Genomic DNA, 19,687 nt, shown 5'->3' on the forward strand with positions numbered 1-19,687 from the left:
TCACTTGATGGGGTATCAGGGTGAGCCGCAGCCGGATCGCTCAGGGCTCGGCACGACTGTGGCTCGCCGGATCCCCGGCGGGCCACAGTCACAGCGGTTGTCGGGCCGTCAGATAGTGCCGCCGGCACCGGTGCCGTAGGTGCCGCCCACCTCGGCCGCGTTCACGTCGTCGACCTTATCGGCACCGAGAACAGCCCCTGTGCTGCGCTTGCTGCGGCGCAGCCTGCCCTCCAGCCAGGAGGCGAAGGACGTGAGGATGAAGTTCAGGACGATGAAGATGACCGCCACGACGATGAAGCTGGGGATGACGTTGGCGTAGTTGGCCGCGAGAGTGCTGCGCGTGTTGAGCAATTCCGTGAAACCGAGCATCACGCCGCCCAGCGCGGTGTCCTTCACGATGACGACCAGCTGGCTGACGATGGCGGGCAGCATGGCGGTGACGGCCTGGGGGAGCAGGATGGTCGTCATCGTCTGGCTCTTGCGCAGGCCGATCGCCATGGCGGCCTCGGACTGGCCCTTGGGCAGGGACAGAATGCCGGCGCGGACGACCTCGGCGAGGACCGAGGCGTTGTAGAGCACCAGGCCGGTGACGACCGCGTACAGGGGCCGCTCGTCGCTGGGGATGCCCGTGGAGCGAACGTAGAACTCGTTGGCGAACAGCATCAGCAGCAGCACCGGGATCGCCCGGAAGAACTCGACCACCGCGCCGGCCGGGATGCGCACCCAGCGATGGTCGGACATGCGTGCGATGCCAAGGACGGCGCCCAGCGGGAGGGCGATGACCATGGAGAGGGCCGCGGCTTTCAGGGTGTCAGCCAGGCCCGGCAGCAGGTACGTCGTCCACGCTTCAGATGTGGTGAACGGCTTCCACAGGGCCCACTTCAGCTGGCCCTTGTCGTCCATCGTCTGCCAAACCCACCACAGCAGCAGGGCGAGCAGGACGAAGAAGACCACTGAGAAGAGCACGTTGCGCCGCTTGGCCCGCGGGCCGGGGGCGTCGTAGAGGACGGACGTCATCGCTTCACCGCCAGTCGCTTGCTCAGCCAGCCCAGGATCAGGCCGGTGGGCAGGGTCAGTACCACGAAACCGAAGGCGAAGATCGCGCCGATGAGCACCGTCTGTGCCTCGTTCTCAATCATTTCCTTCATCAGGAGTGCGGCCTCGGCCACGCCGATCGCGGCCGCCACTGTCGTGTTCTTGGTCAGCGCGATCAGCACGTTGGCCAACGGCCCGACGACCGAGCGGAACGCCTGCGGCAGCACCACGAGCCGCAGGATCTGGCTGAAACTCAGCCCGATGGCACGGGCAGCCTCTGCCTGCCCGACAGGCACTGTGTTGATGCCGGAGCGGATCGCCTCGCAGACGAAGGCCGCAGTGTAGGCGACGAGGCCGAGGACCGCCAAACGGAATGCCTTGGCCTCGAAGTCGTCGGGTGCGCCCATCGTCACGCCGAAGATGTTGGCGAGGCCGAGCGAGGTGAAGACGATGATGACGGTGAGGGGGATGTTCCGGACGATGTTCACATAGGCGGTGCCGAACCCGCGCATCAGCGGAACCGGGCTGACCCGCATGGCCGCCAGCAAGGTGCCCCAGATCAGGGATCCGATGGCCGAGAGGACGGTGAGCTGCACCGTGACCCAGAAGGCACCCAGCAGGGTCGGGTCGTCATAGTCAGATAGAAAGTCGAACACGATCTCCCGCGCTTCCGGGTGTGTGGCTTGGGCAGCGGACGTGCCGCGCCGCCGCCGGAGAAGCTAGGGGCGGCGGCGCGCCTGCGGATCCCCGCTGTGATCGCGGGGATCCTGCGTCGGCGGAGTTCCGCGTTACTGGACGATCTGGCCGATCTTCGGGGCCTTCTCGTTCTTGTAGTTCGCCGGCCCGAAGTTCTCCTTGACGGCCTTGTCCCAGGAGCCGTCGCTGACCATCTTCTCCAGCGCGTCGTTGATCTTGTTCACGGTCTCGGTGTCGCCCTTCTTCACACCGATGCCGTAGTTCTCGTTGCTCAGCTTGAGCCCGGTGAGCTTGAACTGCCCCTTGTACTGCTCCTGCGCCGCGAAGCCGGCGAGGATCGCGTCGTCCGTGGTCAGGGCGTCGAGCTGGTCGCTCTGCAGACCCGCGATGCACTCCGAGTAGCCGCCGAGCTGCTGGAGCTGGGCCTTCGGCGCGATCTTGTCCTTGACGTTCTGAGCCGAGGTGGAGCCGGTCACCGAGCACAGCTTCTTGCCGTTGAGGTCGGTGCCCTCCTTGATGTCCGAGTCCGCCTTCACCAGCAGGTCCTGGTGGGCCAGCAGGTACGGACCGGCGAAGTCGACCTTCTGCTTGCGCTCGTCGGTGATCGAGTACGTGGCCGCGATCATCTTCACGTCACCGCGGGCCAGCGCGTTCTCACGGTCGGCGCTCTTGGTCTCGACCCACTCGATCTGGTCGGGCTCGTAGCCCAGTTCCTTGGCCACGTACGTCGCCACGTCCACGTCGAAGCCGGAGAAGGAACCGTCGGGCTCCTTCAGGCCCAGACCGGGCTGGTCGTACTTGATGCCGATCTTGATCTTGTCGCCGCCACCGGAGCCGGAGCCGTTGGAGTCACCGCCGTTGTCGCCACCACACGCGGTAGCGGTCAGGGCGAGAACGAGAGCGGTGGCGGCCGCGGCGGAGACCTTGCGGAGCTTCATGGTGAACATCCTTTGCCGTGAAGAGAAAAACCGTCGTTTCGGGTGACGCGGGTCGTCGCAGGCGCGACGCGCGCCCTAGTGATGCAGGATCTTCGACAGGAAGTCCTTGGCACGGTCGCTGCGCGGATTGCTGAAGAACTGGTCGGGCGCAGCCTCCTCGACGATTCGGCCGTCCGCCATGAACACCACGCGGTTTGCGGCCGATCGTGCGAAACCCATCTCATGGGTGACGACGATCATGGTCATGCCGTCCCGGGCGAGCTGCTGCATGACCTCCAGCACCTCGTTGATCATCTCGGGGTCGAGCGCGGAGGTCGGCTCGTCGAAGAGCATGACCTTCGGCTCCATGGCCAGCGCCCGCGCGATCGCGACGCGCTGCTGCTGGCCGCCGGAGAGCTGTGCCGGGTACTTCTCGGCCTGCGCGGCCACGCCGACCCGGTCGAGCAGAGCCCGGGCCCGCTCCTCGGCCGCCTGCTTGTCCTTCTTGCGGACCTTGACCTGGCCGAGCGTCACGTTCTCGAGCACGGTCTTGTGCGCGAAGAGGTTGAAGGACTGGAAGACCATCCCGACGTCGGCCCGGAGCCGAGCGAGTCCCTTGCCTTCGGCGGGCAGCGGCTTGCCGTCGATCTCGATCGTGCCGGAGTCGATCGTCTCCAGGCGGTTGATGGTGCGGCACAGGGTGGACTTACCGGACCCGGAGGGTCCGATGACCACGACGACTTCGCCGCGGGCGATCGTCAGGTCGATGTCCTGGAGTACGTGCAACGCGCCGAAGTGCTTGTTGACGCTCTTCAGGACGACCAGTTCTCCGGTCGCGGCCACATCTTCCTTGGCCACCGATACTTCGGTCATCGCTCTCAGGCTCCGTCCTCCTCGGTTTCGGAGGACAGTAGTAACCCTCTACGACCTGCGTCATTACATCTGAGGGGAATCTGAGCATCACGATCCGATAGCAATCGGACACGTGTCGTAGCACTTATGAGCAGCGCTCATATCGGCCGGGTAACGGAAGCTCTCCGCAACCGGAACCCTCTTGACGCCGTCCTCATCCATCAGCGTGACTGCACAAGGTGCACGCGCGCGCGTGCACGCGTTTTTTGTACACAGATAGATCGTACGGCCAGTGAACCGCAGGGGGCCCGGGTGAGACTGCTGCTCGTCGAGGACGACAACCACGTCGCCGCCGCTCTGTCGGCGGTCCTGGCACGGCACGGATTCGACGTCACGCACGCGCGCAGCGGCGAGGAGGCCCTTCAGGCACTGGTGCCCGAGGTCGACGGCTTCGGCGTCGTCCTGCTCGACCTGGGCCTGCCCGACCAGGACGGTTACGAGGTCTGCGGCAAGATCCGCAAGCGCACCAGCACGCCGGTGATCATGGTCACCGCGCGCTCCGACGTGCGCTCCCGCATCCACGGCCTCAATCTCGGCGCCGATGACTACGTGGTGAAGCCGTACGACACCGGGGAACTGCTCGCCCGCATCCACGCCGTGAGCCGGCGCACCTCCCACGAGGACACCTCCAGCGGCATCGAGACGGAGCTGCGCCTCGGCCCGGTGCACATCGAGCTGCCCACGCGCCGGGTCAGCGTGGACGGAACCGTGATCCAGCTGACCCGCAAGGAGTTCGACCTGCTGGCCCTGCTCGCACAGCGGCCCGGGGTGGTCTTCCGCCGGGAGCAGATCATCAGCGAGGTGTGGCGGACCAGTTGGGAGGGGACCGGGCGCACCCTGGAGGTGCACGTCGCGTCCCTGCGCGCCAAGCTGCGCATGCCGGCCCTCATCGAGACCGTACGCGGAGTCGGCTACCGGCTCGTCGCGCCTGCCGGGTAGCGGGGCCGGGTGCGCACTCGTCTGCTCCCGCTGCTGATCGTCCTGATGGCGGCCGTGCTGCTCGCGCTCGGCATCCCGCTGGCCGTCAGCCTGGCCGGTGCCCAGCAGCAGAAGGTCGTCGTCGACCGGATCGACGACACGGCACGCTTCGCGGCTCTCGCCCAGTTCGTCACCGACTCGCCCACCGGGACCGCCAGCGCGTTCGAGAACGAGCGCCTGGCCACGCTCAGCAGTGAACTCGACAGCTACTACAAGGTCTACGGCATCCGGGCCGGTGTCTTCTACCGCAGCGGCAGTGCCATGGCTCATGCACCGGCCGGGTGGTCCCTGCCGGAGGAGGGCGAGGTGCGGGACGCATTCGACGAGGCGTTGCTCAGCCGCCGCAGCCATGACCCGCGGCAGGTGTGGCCCTGGCAGCGGGGCAACCTCGTGGTCGCCTCGCCGGTCATCCGCGACGGTGACGTCGTCGCGGTCGTCGTCACCGACTCGCCCACCGGGCAGTTGCGCTCGCGCACGTTGCACGGCTGGCTGGTCATCGGCGCGGGTGAGTCCGCCGCGATGCTGCTGGCCGTCGGAGCGGCCCTGCGGCTGACCGGCTGGGTGCTCAAGCCCGTACGGGTGCTGGACGCCACCACCCACGACATCGCCACGGGTCGGCTGAAGTCCCGGGTCGCCGCCGCCGGCGGTCCGCCGGAACTCAGGCGTCTGGCCCGGTCGTTCAACGAGATGGCGGACAACGTCGAGGACGTGCTTGAACAACAACGCGCCTTCGTCGCCGATGCCTCGCACCAGCTGCGCAACCCACTCGCGGCGCTGCTGCTGCGCATCGAGCTGCTCTCCTTCGAGCTGCCCGAGGGCAACAAGGAGATCGCCTCGGTCCAGTCCGAGGGCAAGCGCCTGGCGCAGGTCCTGGACGATCTGCTCGACCTGGCGCTGGCGGAGCACACCGAGGCCGATCTGAAGATCACCGACATCGGCGAGCTCGCCGCCGAACGGGTCGCGGCCTGGTCGCCGACCGCCGAGGCCAAGGGCGTACGCCTGGTGGGCGACTGCCCGCCGACGACCGCGTGGGCCGACCCGGTGGCGCTGTCCAGCGCGCTGGACGGAGTGATCGACAACGCGTTGAAGTTCACGCCCGAGGGCCGGACCGTCGAGGTGACCGTCGCCTCCAACGGCGACACCTCCACCGTCGTCGTCACCGACGAGGGCCCCGGCCTCACCGACGAGGAACTGGCCCGCATCGGCGACCGCTTCTGGCGCAGCAGCCGCCACCAGAACATCAAGGGCTCGGGCCTCGGGCTGTCCATCTCGCGGGCGCTGCTCGCGGCGGGCGGCGGTTCGATCGCGTACGGCCATCACGAGCCGCATGGGCTGAAGGTGATGGTGGCGGTGCCCAGGGGCGGACCGGCGTAGCGAAGTCGAGGGCGGGACGGACGCCCCCTATGGCTTGACCGACCGGTAGTAGCGTCCGGCCCCCTCGTGCAGCTTGAGCGGGTCCGTGTAGATGGCCGTGCGGACGTCGACCAGCTGGGCGGAGTGGACGGTCGCGCCGATGCCGTCCCGGCTGTCGATCACCGTACGGGTCAGCCACTCGGTGAGCCGGGGGTCCATGTCGTTGCGCGTGACCAGGAGGTTGGACACCGCCAGGGTGGGGACCGGGTCGCCGCGCTGGACGGTGGGGTAGGCCGATTCAGGCATCTTGGTGGCGCGGTAGTAGCGCGTGGCACCACCCTGGTCGTGCAGCTTGGCCACGAGGCGGGCGTCGATCGGCACGAAGCGGAAGGCCGACGCCGACTTCTTGGCCAGCCGGCTGAGCCCGTCCGTGGGCAGTCCGCCCGACCAGAAGAACGCGTCGAGGCCGTGTCCCAGCCGTTTGGGTCCGGTGTCGATGCCGTCCGACGACGGCTTGATGTCCTTCTCCGGGTCGATCCCGGCCGCCTTGAGCACGCCGTTCGCGATCAGCCGTACGCCGGAGTTCGGCAGCCCTATGGCCACGCGCTTGCCCCGCAGGTCCGCGACGGAGCGGATGTCCGAGTCCGGTGGCACGACGAGCTGGGCGTAGTCGTCGTACAGGCGCGCGACACCGCGCAGCCGGTCGGCGCCCGTGCTGTTGTCGAGCTTGTACGTGGCGACCGCGTCGGCCGCGGCGATCGCGAAGTCGGCCTTGCCCGTCGCCACGGCCGCGACGTTCTCCTGCGAACCGGCACTGGTCAGCAACCGCACCTTCAGATCGGGCATGTCCTTGTCGATCTCGGTGCGCAGGAGTTCGCCGTACTCGTGGTAGACCCCCGCCTGCGTGCCCGTGCTGAACCTGATCGTCCCGCCCGGAGGTTCCTCGGTCCAGGGGCGCAGCCACCACAGCAGCAGCCCGAGGACCACGAGCGAGGCGGCGCCGCCCTGAAGGGCCCGGCGCCTGCCGATGGGCGGGAACATCTTGGACATGCGCGAGATCCTGCCAGTCGTGGTGCCCCGCTGACCAGGGGCGGGCTCACGGGTGGGCCGGCCACCGGGCGAGGGGAGTGTCAGTGGCGGCCACTACAGTCGCCCCCATGAGCTCCTCGCCCGCAGACCTGGTCCGTGAATTTCACCTCGCCTTCGGCCTGGACGCCCGCAGTACCCCGACGGAGGTGTCCCCGGAACTCGCCGCCCACCGCGGCGAACTCCTCGCCGAGGAGGCCGCGGAGGTCGCCGAGGTGTCGGTGACGGGCCCGCTCGACCGGCTCGCCCACGAACTCGCCGACGTCGTCTACGTCGCCTACGGCACCGCCCTCGTCCACGGCATCGACCTCGACGCGGTACTGGCCGAGATCCACCGCTCCAACATGACCAAGATCGGTCCCGACGGCTCCGTCTCCCGCCGTGAGGACGGCAAGGTGCTCAAGGGGGAGCACTACGAGGCACCGGATGTGCCGGGGGTGCTGCGGAGGCAGGGGTGGGAACCGGCCGGCGACGCCTGAGCCGCCGCTCCGGCCCGCGGCTCATCTGGTCCGGCGCGAGACGGGTGCCGGGGTGGGCGGTGTCTCCTGTCCGGCGGCAGCATGAGGCGCTGCTGAGGGTCGGTGGCTGGCGGGTAGATGGGGTGGGTGGTGGCTCTCCCGTCCGGCGCCTGGCGGCTGCCCGGGTCGGCGGTGGCACCCGACAGCGGCCCGGGCCGAACGGCGGCACCTCTGCCAGGCCGCCGCCCCTCAGTCGGCCACCGGCGCGTCCGCCTCCTTGGCCCGGGGCGTCGTCTCCACCGCACCCGGGGGCGACTCGCGGCGTCGGTTCCACCAGGCCGCCACGGGCTCCGTGTAGCGCGCGGTGAGGGGGCCGAGGACGACCAGGATGAGGACGTAGGCCGTGGCCAGGGGGCCCAGGGACGGTTCGATGCCCGCCGAGACCGCCAGGCCGGCGATGACGATCGAGAACTCGCCCCGGGCCACCAGCGCACCGCCCGCCCGCCAGCGGCCCTTGACGGAGAGCCCGGCCCGCCGCGCCGCCCAGTAGCCGGTGGCGATCTTCGTCAGGGCGGTGACGACGGCCAGACCCAGGGCGGGCAGCAGAACCGGCGGGATGCTGGACGGGTCGGTGTGCAGTCCGAAGAAGACGAAGAAGACCGCCGCGAACAGGTCACGCAGGGGGCTGAGGAGAGTGTGCGCACCCTCCGCCACCTCTCCCGACAGCGCGATGCCCACCAGGAAGGCCCCGACCGCCGCCGACACCTGGAGCTGCTGTGCCACACCCGCGACCAGGATCGTCAGACCCAGCACGACCAGCAGCAGCTTCTCCGGGTCGTCGCTGGAGACGAAGCGGGAGATGACCCTGCCGTAGCGCAGGGCCAGGAACAGGACGAGGCCCGCCGCGCCCAGCGCGATCGCCAGGGTCAGACTGCCGGCCAGCAGCCCGGCCCCCGCCACCAGTGCCGTCACGATGGGCAGGTACACCGCCATCGCCAGATCCTCCAGCACCAGCACGCTGAGGATCACCGGCGTCTCCCGGTTGCCGACCCGGCCCAGATCGCCCAGCACCTTCGCGATCACGCCGGACGACGAGATCCAGGTGACACCGGCCAGCACGACGGCGGCCACCGGCCCCCAGCCGAGCAGCAGTGCCACCGCCGCCCCCGGCAGCGCGTTGAGCGCGCAGTCGACCAGACCGGACGGGTAGTGGGTCTTGAGATTGGAGACCAGATCGCTCGCCGTGTACTCCAGGCCCAGCATCAACAGCAGCAGGATGACGCCGATCTCGGCGCCGGTGGCGACGAACTCCTCGCTCGCGCCGAGCGGCAGCAGACCGCCCTCGCCGAAGGCCAGACCGGCCAGGAGGTACAGCGGTATCGGCGACAGCCGGAAACGGCCGGCGAACCGGCCGAGCAGGCCGAGGCCGAGGATGATGGAACCGAACTCGATCAGCAGGACCGCGGAGTGCACCGGCTCACTCCCGACCGAGTATCGTCGCGGCGGCGTCGACGCCCTCACGGGTGCCGACGACGATCAGCGTGTCACCGCCCGCCAGCCGGAAGTCCGGCGCGGGGGACGGGATGGCCTCGGCCCGGCGCAGCACCGCCACGACCGACGCGCCGGTCTCCGTGCGCATCCGCGTGTCGCCCAGCACCCGCCCGTTCCAGCGCGAGGTCGCGGCCACCTCGATCCGCTCGGCGACCAGCCCCAGGTCCGTGGTGTACAGCAGACTCGGACTGTGGTGGGACGGCTTCAGCGCGTCGATCAGCGACCCCGCCTCCGAGCTGGACAGCCGCAGGGACTGCGCGCAGGAGTCGGGATCGTCGGCCCGGTACACGTTCACCGTGCGGGTGCCGTCGCGGTGCGCCACCACCGACAGATGGCGGTGTTCCCGGGTCTCCATGTCGTACTGGACCCCGATTCCCGGCAGCGGCGTCGCCCTCAGGCGCGGAGCTGACACGTTTCTTCCCCTTGTTTCGTTTCTTCTTGCTCTGGTTGTTCGGCCGGCTCTGGTTGCGCGGCCGGCTCTTGTCGGTCCGGTGAACGGTGTCGATCTGTGGACGGGTCAAGTCCGCATGCTGTCATCCGGCCGTACGGTGACGACATGGGTGTCGTGACGGATATACGCAGCGACCGGTCGAAGGAGAGGGTGGCGGGGGCGGTGTCGTACGCGAAGGCCGGAAGGAGCGGATCCAGGAACGTGTCGTTGTTCTGGCGGATCTTCTCGCTCAACGCGGCGGGCCTGGTCGTGGCCACCGCGTTGCTGCTCGGCCCGGTCACCGTGTCGACCCCCGTCCTGGCGGGCGAGGCACTCGTCCTGCTCGGCGGCTTGGCGGTGCTGCTCGCCGGCAACGCGTTCGTGCTGCGCTTCGGCCTCGGGCCCCTGCAACGGCTGGACCGGGCGATGGCCACCGTGGACCTGCTGCGTCCGGGCTCCCGCCCGGTGGTCGCCGGACCCGCGGAGACGGCCGGGCTGATCACGACGTACAACGCGATGCTCGACCGGCTCGAGGCCGAGCGGGCCGCGGGCGCCGCCCGGGCGCTGTCCGCACAGGAGAGCGAACGGCACCGGATCGCCCGGGAGCTCCACGACGAAGTCGGGCAGACTCTGACCGCCGTCCTCCTCCAGCTCAAGCGCGTGGCGGACCGGGCGCCCGAGGACCTGCGCGAGGAAGTCGGCCAGGCGCAGGAGGCGACCCGGGCCGGCCTGGACGAGATCCGCCGTATCGCCCGCCGGCTGCGCCCCGGCGTCCTGGAGGAACTCGGCCTGGCCAGCGCCCTGCGCTCACTCGCCGCCGAGTTCACGACCCACGGGCTGACCGTGCGCCACCACGTCACCGGCGACCTCCCCGCCCTGACCCCGGAATCGGAACTCGTCGTCTACCGAGTGGCCCAGGAAGGTCTGACCAACACCGCCCGGCACGCCGGCGCCGATCGTGCCGAAATCCGCCTCCGGCCCGTCCCCGGCGGCGTCGAACTCCTCGTACGCGACAACGGCACGGGCCTCGGCGACGTCCCGGAGGGCGCCGGCATCACCGGCATGCGCGAACGTGCCCTCCTGATCGGCGCCGCCCTCACCCTCGAACCGGCCCCCGACCGGGGCACCGACGTACGCCTGCGCATACCGGTGACGGAAGGAGCACGCTGATGTCCACACCGGTGACGCCGGGAAGCCCGTCGACCACCACCCGGCCCCCGATCCGCGTCCTGCTCGCCGACGACCACACCCTCGTACGCCGGGGAGTGCGCCTCATCCTGGACGGGGAGCCCGACCTGACGGTCGTGGCCGAGGCCGGGGACGGGGCCGAAGCCGTCGCCCGCGCCCTGGACACCGCCGTCGACCTGGCCGTCCTGGACGTCGCCATGCCCCGCATGACCGGCCTCCAAGCGGCTCGCGAACTCTCCCGCCGCCTGCCCGCGCTGCACATCCTGATCCTGACGATGTACGACAACGAGGAGTACTTCTTCGAGGCGCTCAGGGCCGGAGCCAGCGGTTACGTCCTCAAGTCCGTCGCCGACCGCGACCTGGTCGAGGCCTGCCGGGCGGCCGTGCGCGACGAGCCGTTCATCTACCCGGGCGCCGAGCGGGCCCTCGTCCGCTCCTACCTGGAGCGGCTGCACCGGGGCGACGGCCTGCCGGAACGGGCCATCACCGAACGCGAGGAGGAGATCCTCAAGCTGGTCGCCGAGGGCCACACCTCGAAGGAGATCGGCGAACTCCTCTTCATCAGCGCCAAGACGGTCGAACGCCACCGCGCCAATCTCCTGCAGAAGCTCGGCATGCGCGACCGTCTGGAGCTGACCAGGTACGCGATCCGCGCCGGTCTCATAGAGGCGTGAGCCTCTCAGAAGGTGCGTTCGGCCGCCTTCACGCGCTGCGCTGCCTCCAGCGCGGCGCGCAGCTCTCGATGACCGGCGCGAAGGCCCGGGTGACCAGCAGCGGCCCGTAGAAGTTGGTCTCCAGATCCCTGCGCACGTCGTCCATCGGGGAGTCGAGGTACGAGGCGCCGGCGTTGTTGATCAGGATGGTGACGTCCTGGGCCCGCTTGGCGGCGGCTGCCACGGATGCCGGGTCGGTGACGTCGAGCGCCAGCGGAACGGCATCGGGGTGCGTCACCGGAAACCGATCGGTTTCACCCACAGTAAACCGATCAAGCCCTCCAGGCCGTGGCGAACGCCTGTGAGGGATGTGTCAGCGCATGCCCGCCGCATCGAGCAGGGTGGTCACGGTGGGCGCGATGAGCCCTGTCAGCTTGTCGGCTCCGATCCCCGCACGGGCACTGGCGCCGTCGAAGACCAAGCTGAGCTGCCGGGCCAGCAGGTCGGGGTTGCCCGCCCCGCCCTGTTCGGCCTCGGAACGGAAGAACTCCGTCAGGCTCGCCTTGATCCGGTGGGCCACCCGGCTCGCGGGGTGGTTCTGATCCTTCAGCTCGATCTGCACAGCCAGGTACCGGCAGCCTCGGAACTCCGGCGCACCCGACTGCGACTCCACCTGCTCGAAGACGTGCAGGATCCGCTCGCGGGGTGACCGTGCGTCGTCCGCCGCGGGCAGGAGGGTCGCCACGAAGGCGGAGGCACGCTCCTCCAGGCTCACCGCCAGCAGTTCGTCCTTGCTCTCGAACAGCTGGTACAGGGAGCGCTTCGACACCCCCGCCGCCTTGCACAGCGCCTCGACGCCGATGCCGACACCGTCCCGGTAGGTGAGCGTGGCCGCGGCCTCCAGCAGCCGCTCTCTGGTGCTCGGCTTCACTTCTGTCGTCATGCTGCGAGATTAACTCGATGCGGACAAAATGAAAACCGATCGGTTTTCAGGGTGTGCGGGGGCGGTTTCCGCTATGCCGGGGCGGCGGTTTTCCCGGGTTTCGTCTCGACCGGGATGCGATGCAACCCCCTGCGGTCGTACCAACCGGTCATGCCGAAGCCGAACATCGCGGCCACCGCGAGGCCGACGGCCATCATCACCCAGCCCCGGGTCAGGCGACTCCGCGAGGAAGCGGTAGAAGCCGGGCAGCGCCTCGATGGGGGTGGTGGCGCCGGCCGTCGGCACCGCCATCCCGATGAAGACCAGCGTGACCACCAGCATGCCGGGCGTGCCGAAGACCGCGAGGAGGGCGAGCGCACCGATGCCGCAGACCGCGATGGCGCACACCGAGTACAGCCACAGCAGCGGCAGATGGGCGGCGTCCATCCCCATGAGGCCGACCGTTGGTCTGCTGGGTGCCGGCCAGGGCGGCGCTCCACGCCTTGACCACGGGCCGTCCCAGCTGCTCGGTGATCCACAGGCTCTCCACCTGTCCGTTGTTCACCGCGTCGATGCGCCCGTTGAGGTGCGGGTAGTAGTCGGAGGTGTCGACGACCACCGTCTCGCCGGGTACGGAGGGGAGCTGACCGGCCAGTTCCGGGACCCGGTGGAAGGGGACGGACAGGATGATCACGTCCTTGTCCTGGACGGCGGCGGCAGGCGTCGCCGCCCGGGTTCCGAACTCCAGCACGCCGGCCGGGACGACCTCGGGGCCCCGGGCGTCCGCCACCTGCACGTCGTGACCGGCCGCGCTGAGCTCGCGCGCCAGATTCCCCCCGATCGCCCCTGCACGTCGGCTCCCCGGGTGTCCCGGCAGTCGACTATGAGGAGCGGCCCGTGGCCCACGCCTCGTCGTCCCGCTCGCGGTATCCGCTCTCGACGAGCGTGCGCAGACGGCCGAGTGACTCCTCGTCGGTGGCGCCGGTGCCGCTGATCCAGGCAACGGAAATCGCCGCGAGGAACCGGTCGTAGCTCTTCACCGACGGGCGCCTCGGAGGGGTCGCCGAGCGGGGCGATGTCCGCCTGGCGGGCCACCAGGTAGGCCCTCCCGCCTTTCGCGACCCGACCAAAAACGGAGGCTGCCTCCGTACGCACTTCACGCTGAAGCGGGGGCAGCATCCGGTCAACTCGAAGCAGCCACGTCAGATGGCCGGGCGCGCCTCCCGTGTCCGAAGCCTGCGGGCGAGCAGGCCCAGCAGTACGGCGTTGAACAGCCCGGACAAGGCGGCACCGGCCGAGAAGACCAACGGACTGAGCCAGTCGAGCGAGGAGGCCCATTCGACGGGTGTTGCCACCGCGAAGGCGAGGATACTGAGCGGCGCCGTGGCCATGAGCGGCCAGATCCCTGCGAACCCCGGGTCCGGCGACAGGTACACGGCGTACAGGAAGAACCCCAGCGCCGCCGCGACCACCGCGAGGTACCCGCGCGCGAGCCAGTTGTCCACCGCGGGCGTCAGAAGGGCCCGAATTCTTTGCGGGCGGAGGCGCGCAGAGCGCGTCATGTCCGTTCCCTCCTGTTCGCAGGGGTCCGGGACACGCGGGGTGGGTTCATGCGCGCCGGCCGGTGCGGGGGTCGCGGACCTCGCGGCGAGGGCGCCCAGCACGGCGGCGTTCACGAGGGCGCACAGGAGCAGCCATACGGCCCAGAAGCCGGTGGAGAGCACCTCGGCCGCCCCGCCGCTCTCGGTGCCGGGACCGAAGGGGAGGGCCACGCTCAGGAAGGAGAGAGGTGCCGTGAGCATCAGGGGGTCGGGGGCGAAGCCGCTGTCCGGGAAGAGGAGCACGACCAGGACGGATGCGGCGAACGCGGCCAGATAGCCCCTGGAGAGCCAGTTGCCCGTGGCAAACGCAAGGAGTCGGCGCGGGCGGGAGGCGTTCGGCATCGAGGGTCCCTTCGGGTACGTCCGGGTCGGTGATCCACGGTGGACCGGAGGGCGCGCTCGGGCATGAGTACGGGTACTCATCGGCAGGCAGGATCAGAGGCCGCTGGTCCTCAGGGCGCTCCTGCCCGGGGCACCCCCAGCCCCGACCCTCGGCGTCACAGCGTGGCGCGCAGGTGGCTGACCGTGACGAAGTGGTAGCCGCGGGCGGTGAGGGTGCGCAGGATCTCGGGGACGGCCGCGACCGAGGTGGCGTGGATGTCGTGCAGGAGGACGACATCGTTGGGCTGAGCCTTGGTGATGACGGTCCGGGCCACCTTGGCGGGGTCGCGGTACTTCCAGTCCTCGGTGTCGACGTCCCACAGCACCGGCGAGAGGGTGGTGGCGGCCCTGACGGTGCGGTTGACGGCGCCGTAGGGCGGGCGGAAGAGGGTGGGGGTCTTGCCGGTGGCGGCCTTGATGGCGGCGCTGGTGCGGCCCAGCTGGGAGGCGACCTGCTGCGAGCTGAGCCGGGTGAGGTCGGGGTGGTTCCAGGAGTGGTTGCCGATCTCGTGGCCGGCCTTCGCCTCGGCGCGGATGAGGTCGGGGTGGGCGGCGACGTTCTGGCCGACGGCGAAGAAGGTGACGCGCGCCTTGTACTGGGCGAGGTGGGTCAGCAGGGTCGAGGTCTCGGGAACGGCGGGTCCGTCGTCGAAGGTCAGGGCGATGCACTTGACCTTCTTGCAGTCGGCGTCGTCGTCGCCGGAGGCGGTGTGGGTGGGGACGGCCGGGGCGGGGATGTGCGGCGCGCCCAGGTCGAGTGAACGGCTGGGGCTCACGGTCTGCCGCTGTGCGCGCTTGCCGAACGCGGACAGCCATGGCGTGATCGTCTTCTTGGTGATGGTCACCGTCTGGGCTCCGGCGGCCGGAACTCCCACGTCGCCGCGGTCGAAGTGCACCCGCAGTCCGCCGTCGGCGGTGAACGCCATGTCGTACAGGGCGGCGTCGCGGGTGTCCGGGTCGGAGAACTTGTCGTCCAGGGCGGCTGCATCCACGCCCTCCCGGTCCTTGAGCTGATCCTTCAAGGCGGCGACGAAGGCGTCCCGGGAGCCGTCGGCGACGAGTCCGAGTGTCGTGCGGTAGGCGCCGGCCTTGCCGTCGTACCAGTACGTGCTGGCGGACAGCCCGTCGCCCGCCGCACTCTGGTCCAGGGTGGTGAGGCGGACGCCGAGCACGTCGCCGGAGGCGACCAGGAACTGGTGGCTGATGTTGAGCTCGCGGCCGCCCGCGCCGCCCGAACCCGTGCACCCCCCCGAGCGGAAGGTAGCCAGGCGCCGCTCCACGTCCTTCTTCATCGCGGCCGTCATCGCCTCCGCGCCCGGCACGTCCGGGTAGCTGGTCGCGAACGGGCAGGAGCCGCTCTCGCTGCTGTCGCTGACGATCTCCAGGCCCTTGATCTTCGACGGGTCGACCGTCCGGGCCGGGGACGGCGACGAACCGGGCCGGGCGCCGTCGGCTGCCGTGACCGGCGGTTCGGACGTGCCGTGCGCACAGGCCGAGGTGAGCGAGCCGAGCAGCAGGAGGGCAGGGAGCAGGGTGTGAGAGCGCATGTGACCAGAACCTGAGGAGAGGAGACCTTCCGGGCGTCGCGGACCGGACGCCGGCCGGCCGCCGCGTCCGAGGGACGCCGACGGCCGTTGTGATCTCCGATCGTTCTGGTCAGGGGCGTTTTTCAGCGAGCCCGGGGGGCACCGTGAACAATTTCAGGGCCGGATCCGGCGGTACTCTGTCCCCTTTTATGCGGGTTCAGCGCGCTGCTGGGCAGACCTGCCGGTACGGCGAGTCGGGGACGTACCGCCGCCACTGCACCCGGGTGAGTCCGCCCCCGGCGCGTTCGCAGATGGCGCGGACGGCCGCGTCGGGGGCGATGGGGCGGCGTTGCAGCACCACGTTCGGGCTGGTGGCGTAGAGCATGCCGTCGTTCCCTCCGAAGGCGAGCGAGCGGATCTCGTCCCCGGCCGTGGGCAGGTCGCCGCCGAGCAGTCGCTGCCCGGCGGTGTCCCACAGCCGGAGGGTCCCGTCGGCTCCCCCTACGGCGAGGGTGCCGCCGTCGGAGGAGAAGGCCAGCGCGCCCACGGCCTCGGTCTGGCTGCTCGGGGCCGTGTCGGCGGTGCCGGTCAGGACGCCCGTGGTGTGCCGCAGGTCGCCGTCCCAGAGGGTCACGTGCCCGGTGACGTCGCCCACGGCGAGCCGGGTGCCGTCGGGGCTGAAGGCGAGCGCGGTGACCTCACGGCCGTCGGCGAGCGCCCACCCGGTGACCTTGCCGGAGGACAGGTCGGCGTACTGGTCGGCGGAGCCGACGAGGAGCCGTCCGTCCGGCCGCACGGCCACGCCCTGCCCGAAGAGGCCGTGCAGGGTTCGGGACGTGCGATGGGTCCGGGTGTCCCAGACCTCCGCCGCCTCGCCATCACCCGCGGAGCGCGCGGCCAGCAGTGTGCGCCCGTCGGCGCCCAGGGCGAGCGCGGACACGGGGCGGTCGGCCGCTCCGGAGGTGGTGAAGCTCGTACGGACCGTGCGGTCCCGTACGTCCCACACCGTGAAGCGCAGCCGCAGGGAGCCGCCCGAGGAGGTGGTGTCGGCGACGGCGAGCGTCCGGCCGTCCGGGCTGAAGGCAAGCAGCGGGGTTTCGTCGCCGGTGAGGCTCGGCAAGGGGCCGAGCGTGCTCCGGGCGAGGACGGCGCCGGTGCCGGTGGAGCGCAGGTCGAGGCGGTAGCCGCCCCCCGACCGGGTGGCGGTGGCGAGGGTGGTGCCGTCGGGGGCGAGGAGCGTGGCGTCGGCCGGGGTGCTCTGCCAGTGTGCGGCGAGGCGGTCGGTGAGGTCGAGGGTGTGGACGGTGGCGCGGTCGAGGTAGCGCAGGATGCGGCGGCCGTGGTCCGGGGTCCACGTCAGCCCTGTGACCTCCGCGCCGGCCAGCGGCCGGTGGAAGACCTGCCCGCCCCCCGACGCCAGCTGCCATACGGCGATCTCCTGGTCGTCGGTGGTGGCGAGGAACTCCCCGTCGGGCGAGAGGTCGGCCTGGGCGAACCCGGTCGTGCCGCCGCTGGCGAAGTCGGCGACGACACGCCCACTGCCGACGTCCCAGACGGTGGCCGCCGTCCCGTGGACCGAGGCCAGCCGCCTGCCGTCCGCGCTGAGGCGCAGCAGGCGGTCCCCGCCGTCCGCTCCCGAGCCGGTGCCGCACACGGTCTTGTCCGCCTTCTGCCAGGCGCCGGGCACCTGCCTGCCGCGCACGGTGTCCCACACCTGGGGCGGGCTCTCGGCAGGGCAGAGAGCGGCCAGACGCCCGCCCCGGCCGAGGGCCGCCGTGGTGAGACTGCGGGAGACACCGGTGGTGAAGAGGACCTTGCCGTTCTCCGTCCGGCGGACCTGCACCTGCCCGGGCCTGTCGAACGGCTGGATGAGGTACGCGTCTCCGCCGGGCGCGGTCGCCCCGAGCTCTGCATCGCCCAGATCGGCGACGGATCTCCCCTCGGGGAGGTTCCACAGGGTGTCGCTGGCCGACCCGGTCACGACGAGGAACCGCCCACCAGGGCCGACGCCGGTCGCCTCCGAGTCGCTCGGCAGGTGGTAGGCGCCGGTACGGCGGTGATCGGCCACGTTCCAGGCGGTGACGCGGCCGCCGTCGGCCCTGAGCAGGGTCCGGCCCTGGTCGGTGAGGAAGCGCCGGACGTTCTGGCCGGTCTGCGGGTCGGTGAAGGCGTCCCGTTCCGGCTGGGCGAGCGAGCCCAGCAGGGCCGAGCGGGACTCGGTGAGCGGGGCGGTCCGCCACGCTGCGGCGCCGAGCAGGGACGCGGTACGGGGGTCGGTGGCGCGCAGGCTCTCGGCGACGGTGGCCAGGCGGCGGGCGGTGGCCTTCGCTGCCTCTTCCTCGCCCACCCGGTCGCGCTGCCAGGCGACGAGTCCCGCGGTCAGCGCGAGCACGAGGAACACGCAGAGACCGATGGCGAGGGCCCGTGTGCGGCGGGCGGCGCGCGTCCCGGCGTCCCGCTCGGCGTCACGGGCCGCGGCCGAGGCGGTCAGGAAGGCCCACTCCAGCCGGGTGAGGTCGTCGTTCCCCTCTCTCTGGTTCTCCTCGCTCTCCTGTTGTTTCTCCTGCTGCCTGCCGAACAGCTCCTCGGCGCGATCCAGCCGTGCCCCCCGCAACAGCGCGCCGGGGTCACGGTCCAGCTCCTCCCAGGTCCGGGCGGCCTCGCCGAGGACCCGCTGGGCGCGCAGCCGCTCCCGGCTCTCCTCGATCCAGCCGGCGAGCCGCGGCCACCCGGTGATCAGGGCCTCGTGGGCGAGTTCGACGGTGTCGCCGTCCAGGGTGACCAGGCGGGCGGCGGCCAGTCGTTCCAGGACGTCGAGCGCGCCCGGTCCCAGCTCGGCACGGGACGCCGGGCGGCGCGTGTCGGCCGTGCGGTCCCCCGGGGCGATCAGCCGCAGCAGGATGCGCCGGGCCGTACGGGCCTGGCTCTGGTCCAGTTCGCCGTAGACCTGCTCGGCGGTGGCGGCGATCGCCCCGCGCACGCCGCCCGTCTCCTCGTACGTGGCCAGCGTCAGCGTGCGGCCCCGGCGACGGCGCCAGGTCTCCAGCAGGGCGTGCGAGAGCATCGGCAGCGCGCCCGGCCGGTCACCGACCTCCTCGATGATCCGCGCGGTCAGCACCCGCTCCACGTTGAGCCCCGCGGCAGTGGCGGGACCGGTGACGACCTCCCGCAGCTCCTCCCCGCTCATCGGCCCGACCAGCAGGTTCGCGTGACTGACCGCCTCCGCCAGCTCCCGGTGTTCGGCACAGTGGCCGTAGAAGTCGCCGCGCACCGCGACCACCACCCGCAGGCGGCTCTCCGGCTCCCGCGCGCCGAGCAGCAGATCCAGGAAACGGTCCCGCTCCTCGCGGTCGTGGCAGAGGGTGAACAGCTCCTCGAACTGGTCGACGATCACCCAGGTGTCCAGCTCACCGTCCCGGGGAACGAGCGCCTGCCCGTGTGCGTGGGCGGGCCGTTCGCCGGGCGTGAGGACCCGGACCACCGCCGGCCGGTCGGCGCCCCCGCCCGCCCGCAGCAGCGGGATGAGGCCGGCCCGGATCAGTGAGGACTTCCCGCTGCCGGAGGGCCCGAACACCGCCGCGAAGCGGTGCGCGCGCGCCAGGTTCAGGAGTTCGCGGGCCAGTGCCTCCCGGCCGAAGAACAGGTCGCTGTCGTCCGGTTCGAAGCGGGCCAGCCCACGGTACGGAGCCCGCTCGTCGGCCGCGGGAGCACGGAGCTCGGCGTCCGCCTCCCGCCAGCGGGCCTCCCACTCGTCCGCGTCGGCGTCGAGCGCCTCCGCGTACGCGCGCACCACCGCGAGTGTCGGCAGCTGGTCGCCGGCCGCGGCCTGCGACAGCGCGGTCGTGGAGTAGCCCGCCCGCTCGGCCATCTCCCGGTACGGCGGTTTCCCGGCCTTCTCCCTCAGCAGCCGCAGATCGTGCGCGAGGCGCTGCACCGGACCGGCGCTGGGGTCCACCGGTTTCTCGCGTCGACCCACCTGGTGGCACCTTTCGACCCTCGA

General features: G+C 70.9%; 17 protein-coding genes and 3 pseudogenes. 5 read left to right on the plus strand and 15 right to left on the minus strand.

The genetic code is table 11. The annotated features are described in order from the left end of the window. Nucleotides 1–108 precede the first annotated feature (108 nt). From PV963_RS33700 to PV963_RS33715, 4 genes are all read right to left on the minus strand, one after another. On the minus strand, nt 109–1,017 hold the full coding sequence (locus tag PV963_RS33700) for an amino acid ABC transporter permease (protein ID WP_274820243.1): 909 nt from the start codon (nt 1,015–1,017) through the stop codon (nt 109–111). Further along, nucleotides 1,014–1,691, minus strand: coding sequence for an amino acid ABC transporter permease (locus tag PV963_RS33705; RefSeq protein ID WP_274820245.1), 678 nt, complete (start codon nt 1,689–1,691; stop codon nt 1,014–1,016). Before PV963_RS33705 ends, PV963_RS33700 begins: the two co-directional genes overlap by 4 nt. A 132-nt stretch (nt 1,692–1,823) precedes the next feature. Continuing rightward, nucleotides 1,824–2,669: a glutamate ABC transporter substrate-binding protein gene (locus PV963_RS33710; protein WP_274820246.1), complete on the minus strand. Its 846-nt coding sequence runs from the start codon at nt 2,667–2,669 to the stop codon at nt 1,824–1,826. A gap of 75 nt (nt 2,670–2,744) precedes the next feature. After that, nucleotides 2,745–3,521: an amino acid ABC transporter ATP-binding protein gene (locus PV963_RS33715; protein ID WP_086600642.1), complete on the minus strand. Its 777-nt coding sequence runs from the start codon at nt 3,519–3,521 to the stop codon at nt 2,745–2,747. 291 nt (nt 3,522–3,812) lie between these two features. Between PV963_RS33715 and PV963_RS33720 the strand changes: the two genes are divergently transcribed. Together PV963_RS33720 and PV963_RS33725 are read left to right on the plus strand one after the other, a co-directional pair. Next, nucleotides 3,813–4,499 (plus strand): response regulator transcription factor, encoded by a 687-nt coding sequence (locus tag PV963_RS33720; protein WP_010034790.1) that lies wholly within the window; start codon nt 3,813–3,815, stop codon nt 4,497–4,499. A gap of 9 nt (nt 4,500–4,508) precedes the next feature. Then, on the plus strand, nt 4,509–5,912 hold the full coding sequence (locus tag PV963_RS33725; RefSeq protein ID WP_274820250.1) for a sensor histidine kinase: 1,404 nt from the start codon (nt 4,509–4,511) through the stop codon (nt 5,910–5,912). Nucleotides 5,913–5,939: 27 nt separating this feature from the next. Here the strand turns inward: PV963_RS33725 and PV963_RS33730 are convergent, their stop codons facing one another. Then, entirely contained in the window at nt 5,940–6,941 is a 1,002-nt protein-coding gene (locus tag PV963_RS33730; RefSeq protein ID WP_274820251.1) for a TAXI family TRAP transporter solute-binding subunit, read from the minus strand. 107 nt (nt 6,942–7,048) lie between these two features. On the opposite strand from PV963_RS33730, the gene PV963_RS33735 reads away from it, so the two are divergent. Further along, nucleotides 7,049–7,456, plus strand: a complete 408-nt coding sequence (locus PV963_RS33735; protein ID WP_274820253.1) for a MazG nucleotide pyrophosphohydrolase domain-containing protein — start codon at nt 7,049–7,051, stop codon at nt 7,454–7,456. A gap of 228 nt (nt 7,457–7,684) precedes the next feature. On the opposite strand, the gene PV963_RS33740 is transcribed toward PV963_RS33735, so the two are convergent. After that, on the minus strand, nt 7,685–8,908 hold the full coding sequence (locus tag PV963_RS33740; protein ID WP_274820255.1) for a cation:proton antiporter: 1,224 nt from the start codon (nt 8,906–8,908) through the stop codon (nt 7,685–7,687). Nucleotides 8,909–8,912: 4 nt separating this feature from the next. Further along, nucleotides 8,913–9,398, minus strand: coding sequence for a cation:proton antiporter regulatory subunit (locus PV963_RS33745; protein ID WP_274820257.1), 486 nt, complete (start codon nt 9,396–9,398; stop codon nt 8,913–8,915). 144 nt (nt 9,399–9,542) lie between these two features. Between PV963_RS33745 and PV963_RS33750 the strand changes: the two genes are divergently transcribed. Continuing rightward, nucleotides 9,543–10,586, plus strand: a complete 1,044-nt coding sequence (locus tag PV963_RS33750) for a sensor histidine kinase (RefSeq protein ID WP_274820259.1) — start codon at nt 9,543–9,545, stop codon at nt 10,584–10,586. Beyond that, nucleotides 10,586–11,278 (plus strand): response regulator, encoded by a 693-nt coding sequence (locus PV963_RS33755; protein WP_274820260.1) that lies wholly within the window; start codon nt 10,586–10,588, stop codon nt 11,276–11,278. The genes PV963_RS33750 and PV963_RS33755 overlap by 1 nt, the downstream gene beginning before the upstream one ends. Before the next feature lie 64 nt (nt 11,279–11,342). Here PV963_RS33755 and PV963_RS33760 read toward each other — a convergent pair. From PV963_RS33760 to PV963_RS33795, 8 genes and pseudogenes are all read right to left on the minus strand, one after another. Continuing rightward, nucleotides 11,343–11,555 (minus strand): annotated as a pseudogene (locus PV963_RS33760) (SDR family NAD(P)-dependent oxidoreductase); the annotation flags it as partial. A gap of 75 nt (nt 11,556–11,630) precedes the next feature. Continuing rightward, nucleotides 11,631–12,200 carry a TetR/AcrR family transcriptional regulator gene (locus PV963_RS33765; RefSeq protein WP_274820261.1) on the minus strand — a complete coding sequence of 190 codons (570 nt, stop codon included), beginning with the start codon at nt 12,198–12,200 and terminating at the stop codon, nt 11,631–11,633. A gap of 71 nt (nt 12,201–12,271) precedes the next feature. Next, nucleotides 12,272–12,641, minus strand: a pseudogene (locus tag PV963_RS33770) (DUF3533 domain-containing protein); the annotation flags it as partial. A 121-nt stretch (nt 12,642–12,762) separates the two neighbouring features. Beyond that, nucleotides 12,763–13,056, minus strand: a pseudogene (locus tag PV963_RS33775) (NAD(P)-binding domain-containing protein); the annotation flags it as partial. A gap of 4 nt (nt 13,057–13,060) precedes the next feature. Beyond that, nucleotides 13,061–13,219: a hypothetical protein gene (locus PV963_RS33780; RefSeq protein ID WP_274822318.1), complete on the minus strand. Its 159-nt coding sequence runs from the start codon at nt 13,217–13,219 to the stop codon at nt 13,061–13,063. 162 nt (nt 13,220–13,381) lie between these two features. Continuing rightward, nucleotides 13,382–14,122, minus strand: coding sequence for an SCO4225 family membrane protein (locus PV963_RS33785; RefSeq protein ID WP_274820263.1), 741 nt, complete (start codon nt 14,120–14,122; stop codon nt 13,382–13,384). A 155-nt stretch (nt 14,123–14,277) separates the two neighbouring features. Continuing rightward, nucleotides 14,278–15,708 (minus strand): polysaccharide deacetylase family protein, encoded by a 1,431-nt coding sequence (locus tag PV963_RS33790; protein WP_274820264.1) that lies wholly within the window; start codon nt 15,706–15,708, stop codon nt 14,278–14,280. Nucleotides 15,709–15,904: 196 nt separating this feature from the next. Then, the gene (locus PV963_RS33795; RefSeq protein ID WP_274820265.1) at nt 15,905–19,663 is read right to left on the minus strand and encodes a helix-turn-helix domain-containing protein; all 3,759 of its coding nucleotides are present in this window, start codon (nt 19,661–19,663) and stop codon (nt 15,905–15,907) included. Nucleotides 19,664–19,687: the final 24 nt, after the last annotated feature.

It is taken from the genome of Streptomyces coeruleorubidus (assembly GCF_028885415.1).
GTDB classification, from domain to species: domain Bacteria; phylum Actinomycetota; class Actinomycetes; order Streptomycetales; family Streptomycetaceae; genus Streptomyces; species Streptomyces coeruleorubidus_A.

What these genes read in the sequence shown, in the direction of transcription:
- PV963_RS33700 (WP_274820243.1), bottom strand. Translation starts at nt 1,017, where the DNA reads ATGACGTCCGTCCTCTACGACGCCCCCGGCCCGCGGGCCAAGCGGCGC.
- PV963_RS33710 (WP_274820246.1), bottom strand. Translation starts at nt 2,669, where the DNA reads ATGAAGCTCCGCAAGGTCTCCGCCGCGGCCGCCACCGCTCTCGTTCTC.
- PV963_RS33715 (WP_086600642.1), bottom strand. Translation starts at nt 3,521, where the DNA reads ATGACCGAAGTATCGGTGGCCAAGGAAGATGTGGCCGCGACCGGAGAA.
- PV963_RS33730 (WP_274820251.1), bottom strand. Translation starts at nt 6,941, where the DNA reads ATGTCCAAGATGTTCCCGCCCATCGGCAGGCGCCGGGCCCTTCAGGGC.
- PV963_RS33735 (WP_274820253.1), top strand. Translation starts at nt 7,049, where the DNA reads ATGAGCTCCTCGCCCGCAGACCTGGTCCGTGAATTTCACCTCGCCTTC.
- PV963_RS33750 (WP_274820259.1), top strand. Translation starts at nt 9,543, where the DNA reads ATGGGTGTCGTGACGGATATACGCAGCGACCGGTCGAAGGAGAGGGTG.
- PV963_RS33755 (WP_274820260.1), top strand. Translation starts at nt 10,586, where the DNA reads ATGTCCACACCGGTGACGCCGGGAAGCCCGTCGACCACCACCCGGCCC.
- PV963_RS33765 (WP_274820261.1), bottom strand. Translation starts at nt 12,200, where the DNA reads ATGACGACAGAAGTGAAGCCGAGCACCAGAGAGCGGCTGCTGGAGGCC.
- PV963_RS33785 (WP_274820263.1), bottom strand. Translation starts at nt 14,122, where the DNA reads ATGCCGAACGCCTCCCGCCCGCGCCGACTCCTTGCGTTTGCCACGGGC.
- PV963_RS33790 (WP_274820264.1), bottom strand. Translation starts at nt 15,708, where the DNA reads ATGCGCTCTCACACCCTGCTCCCTGCCCTCCTGCTGCTCGGCTCGCTC.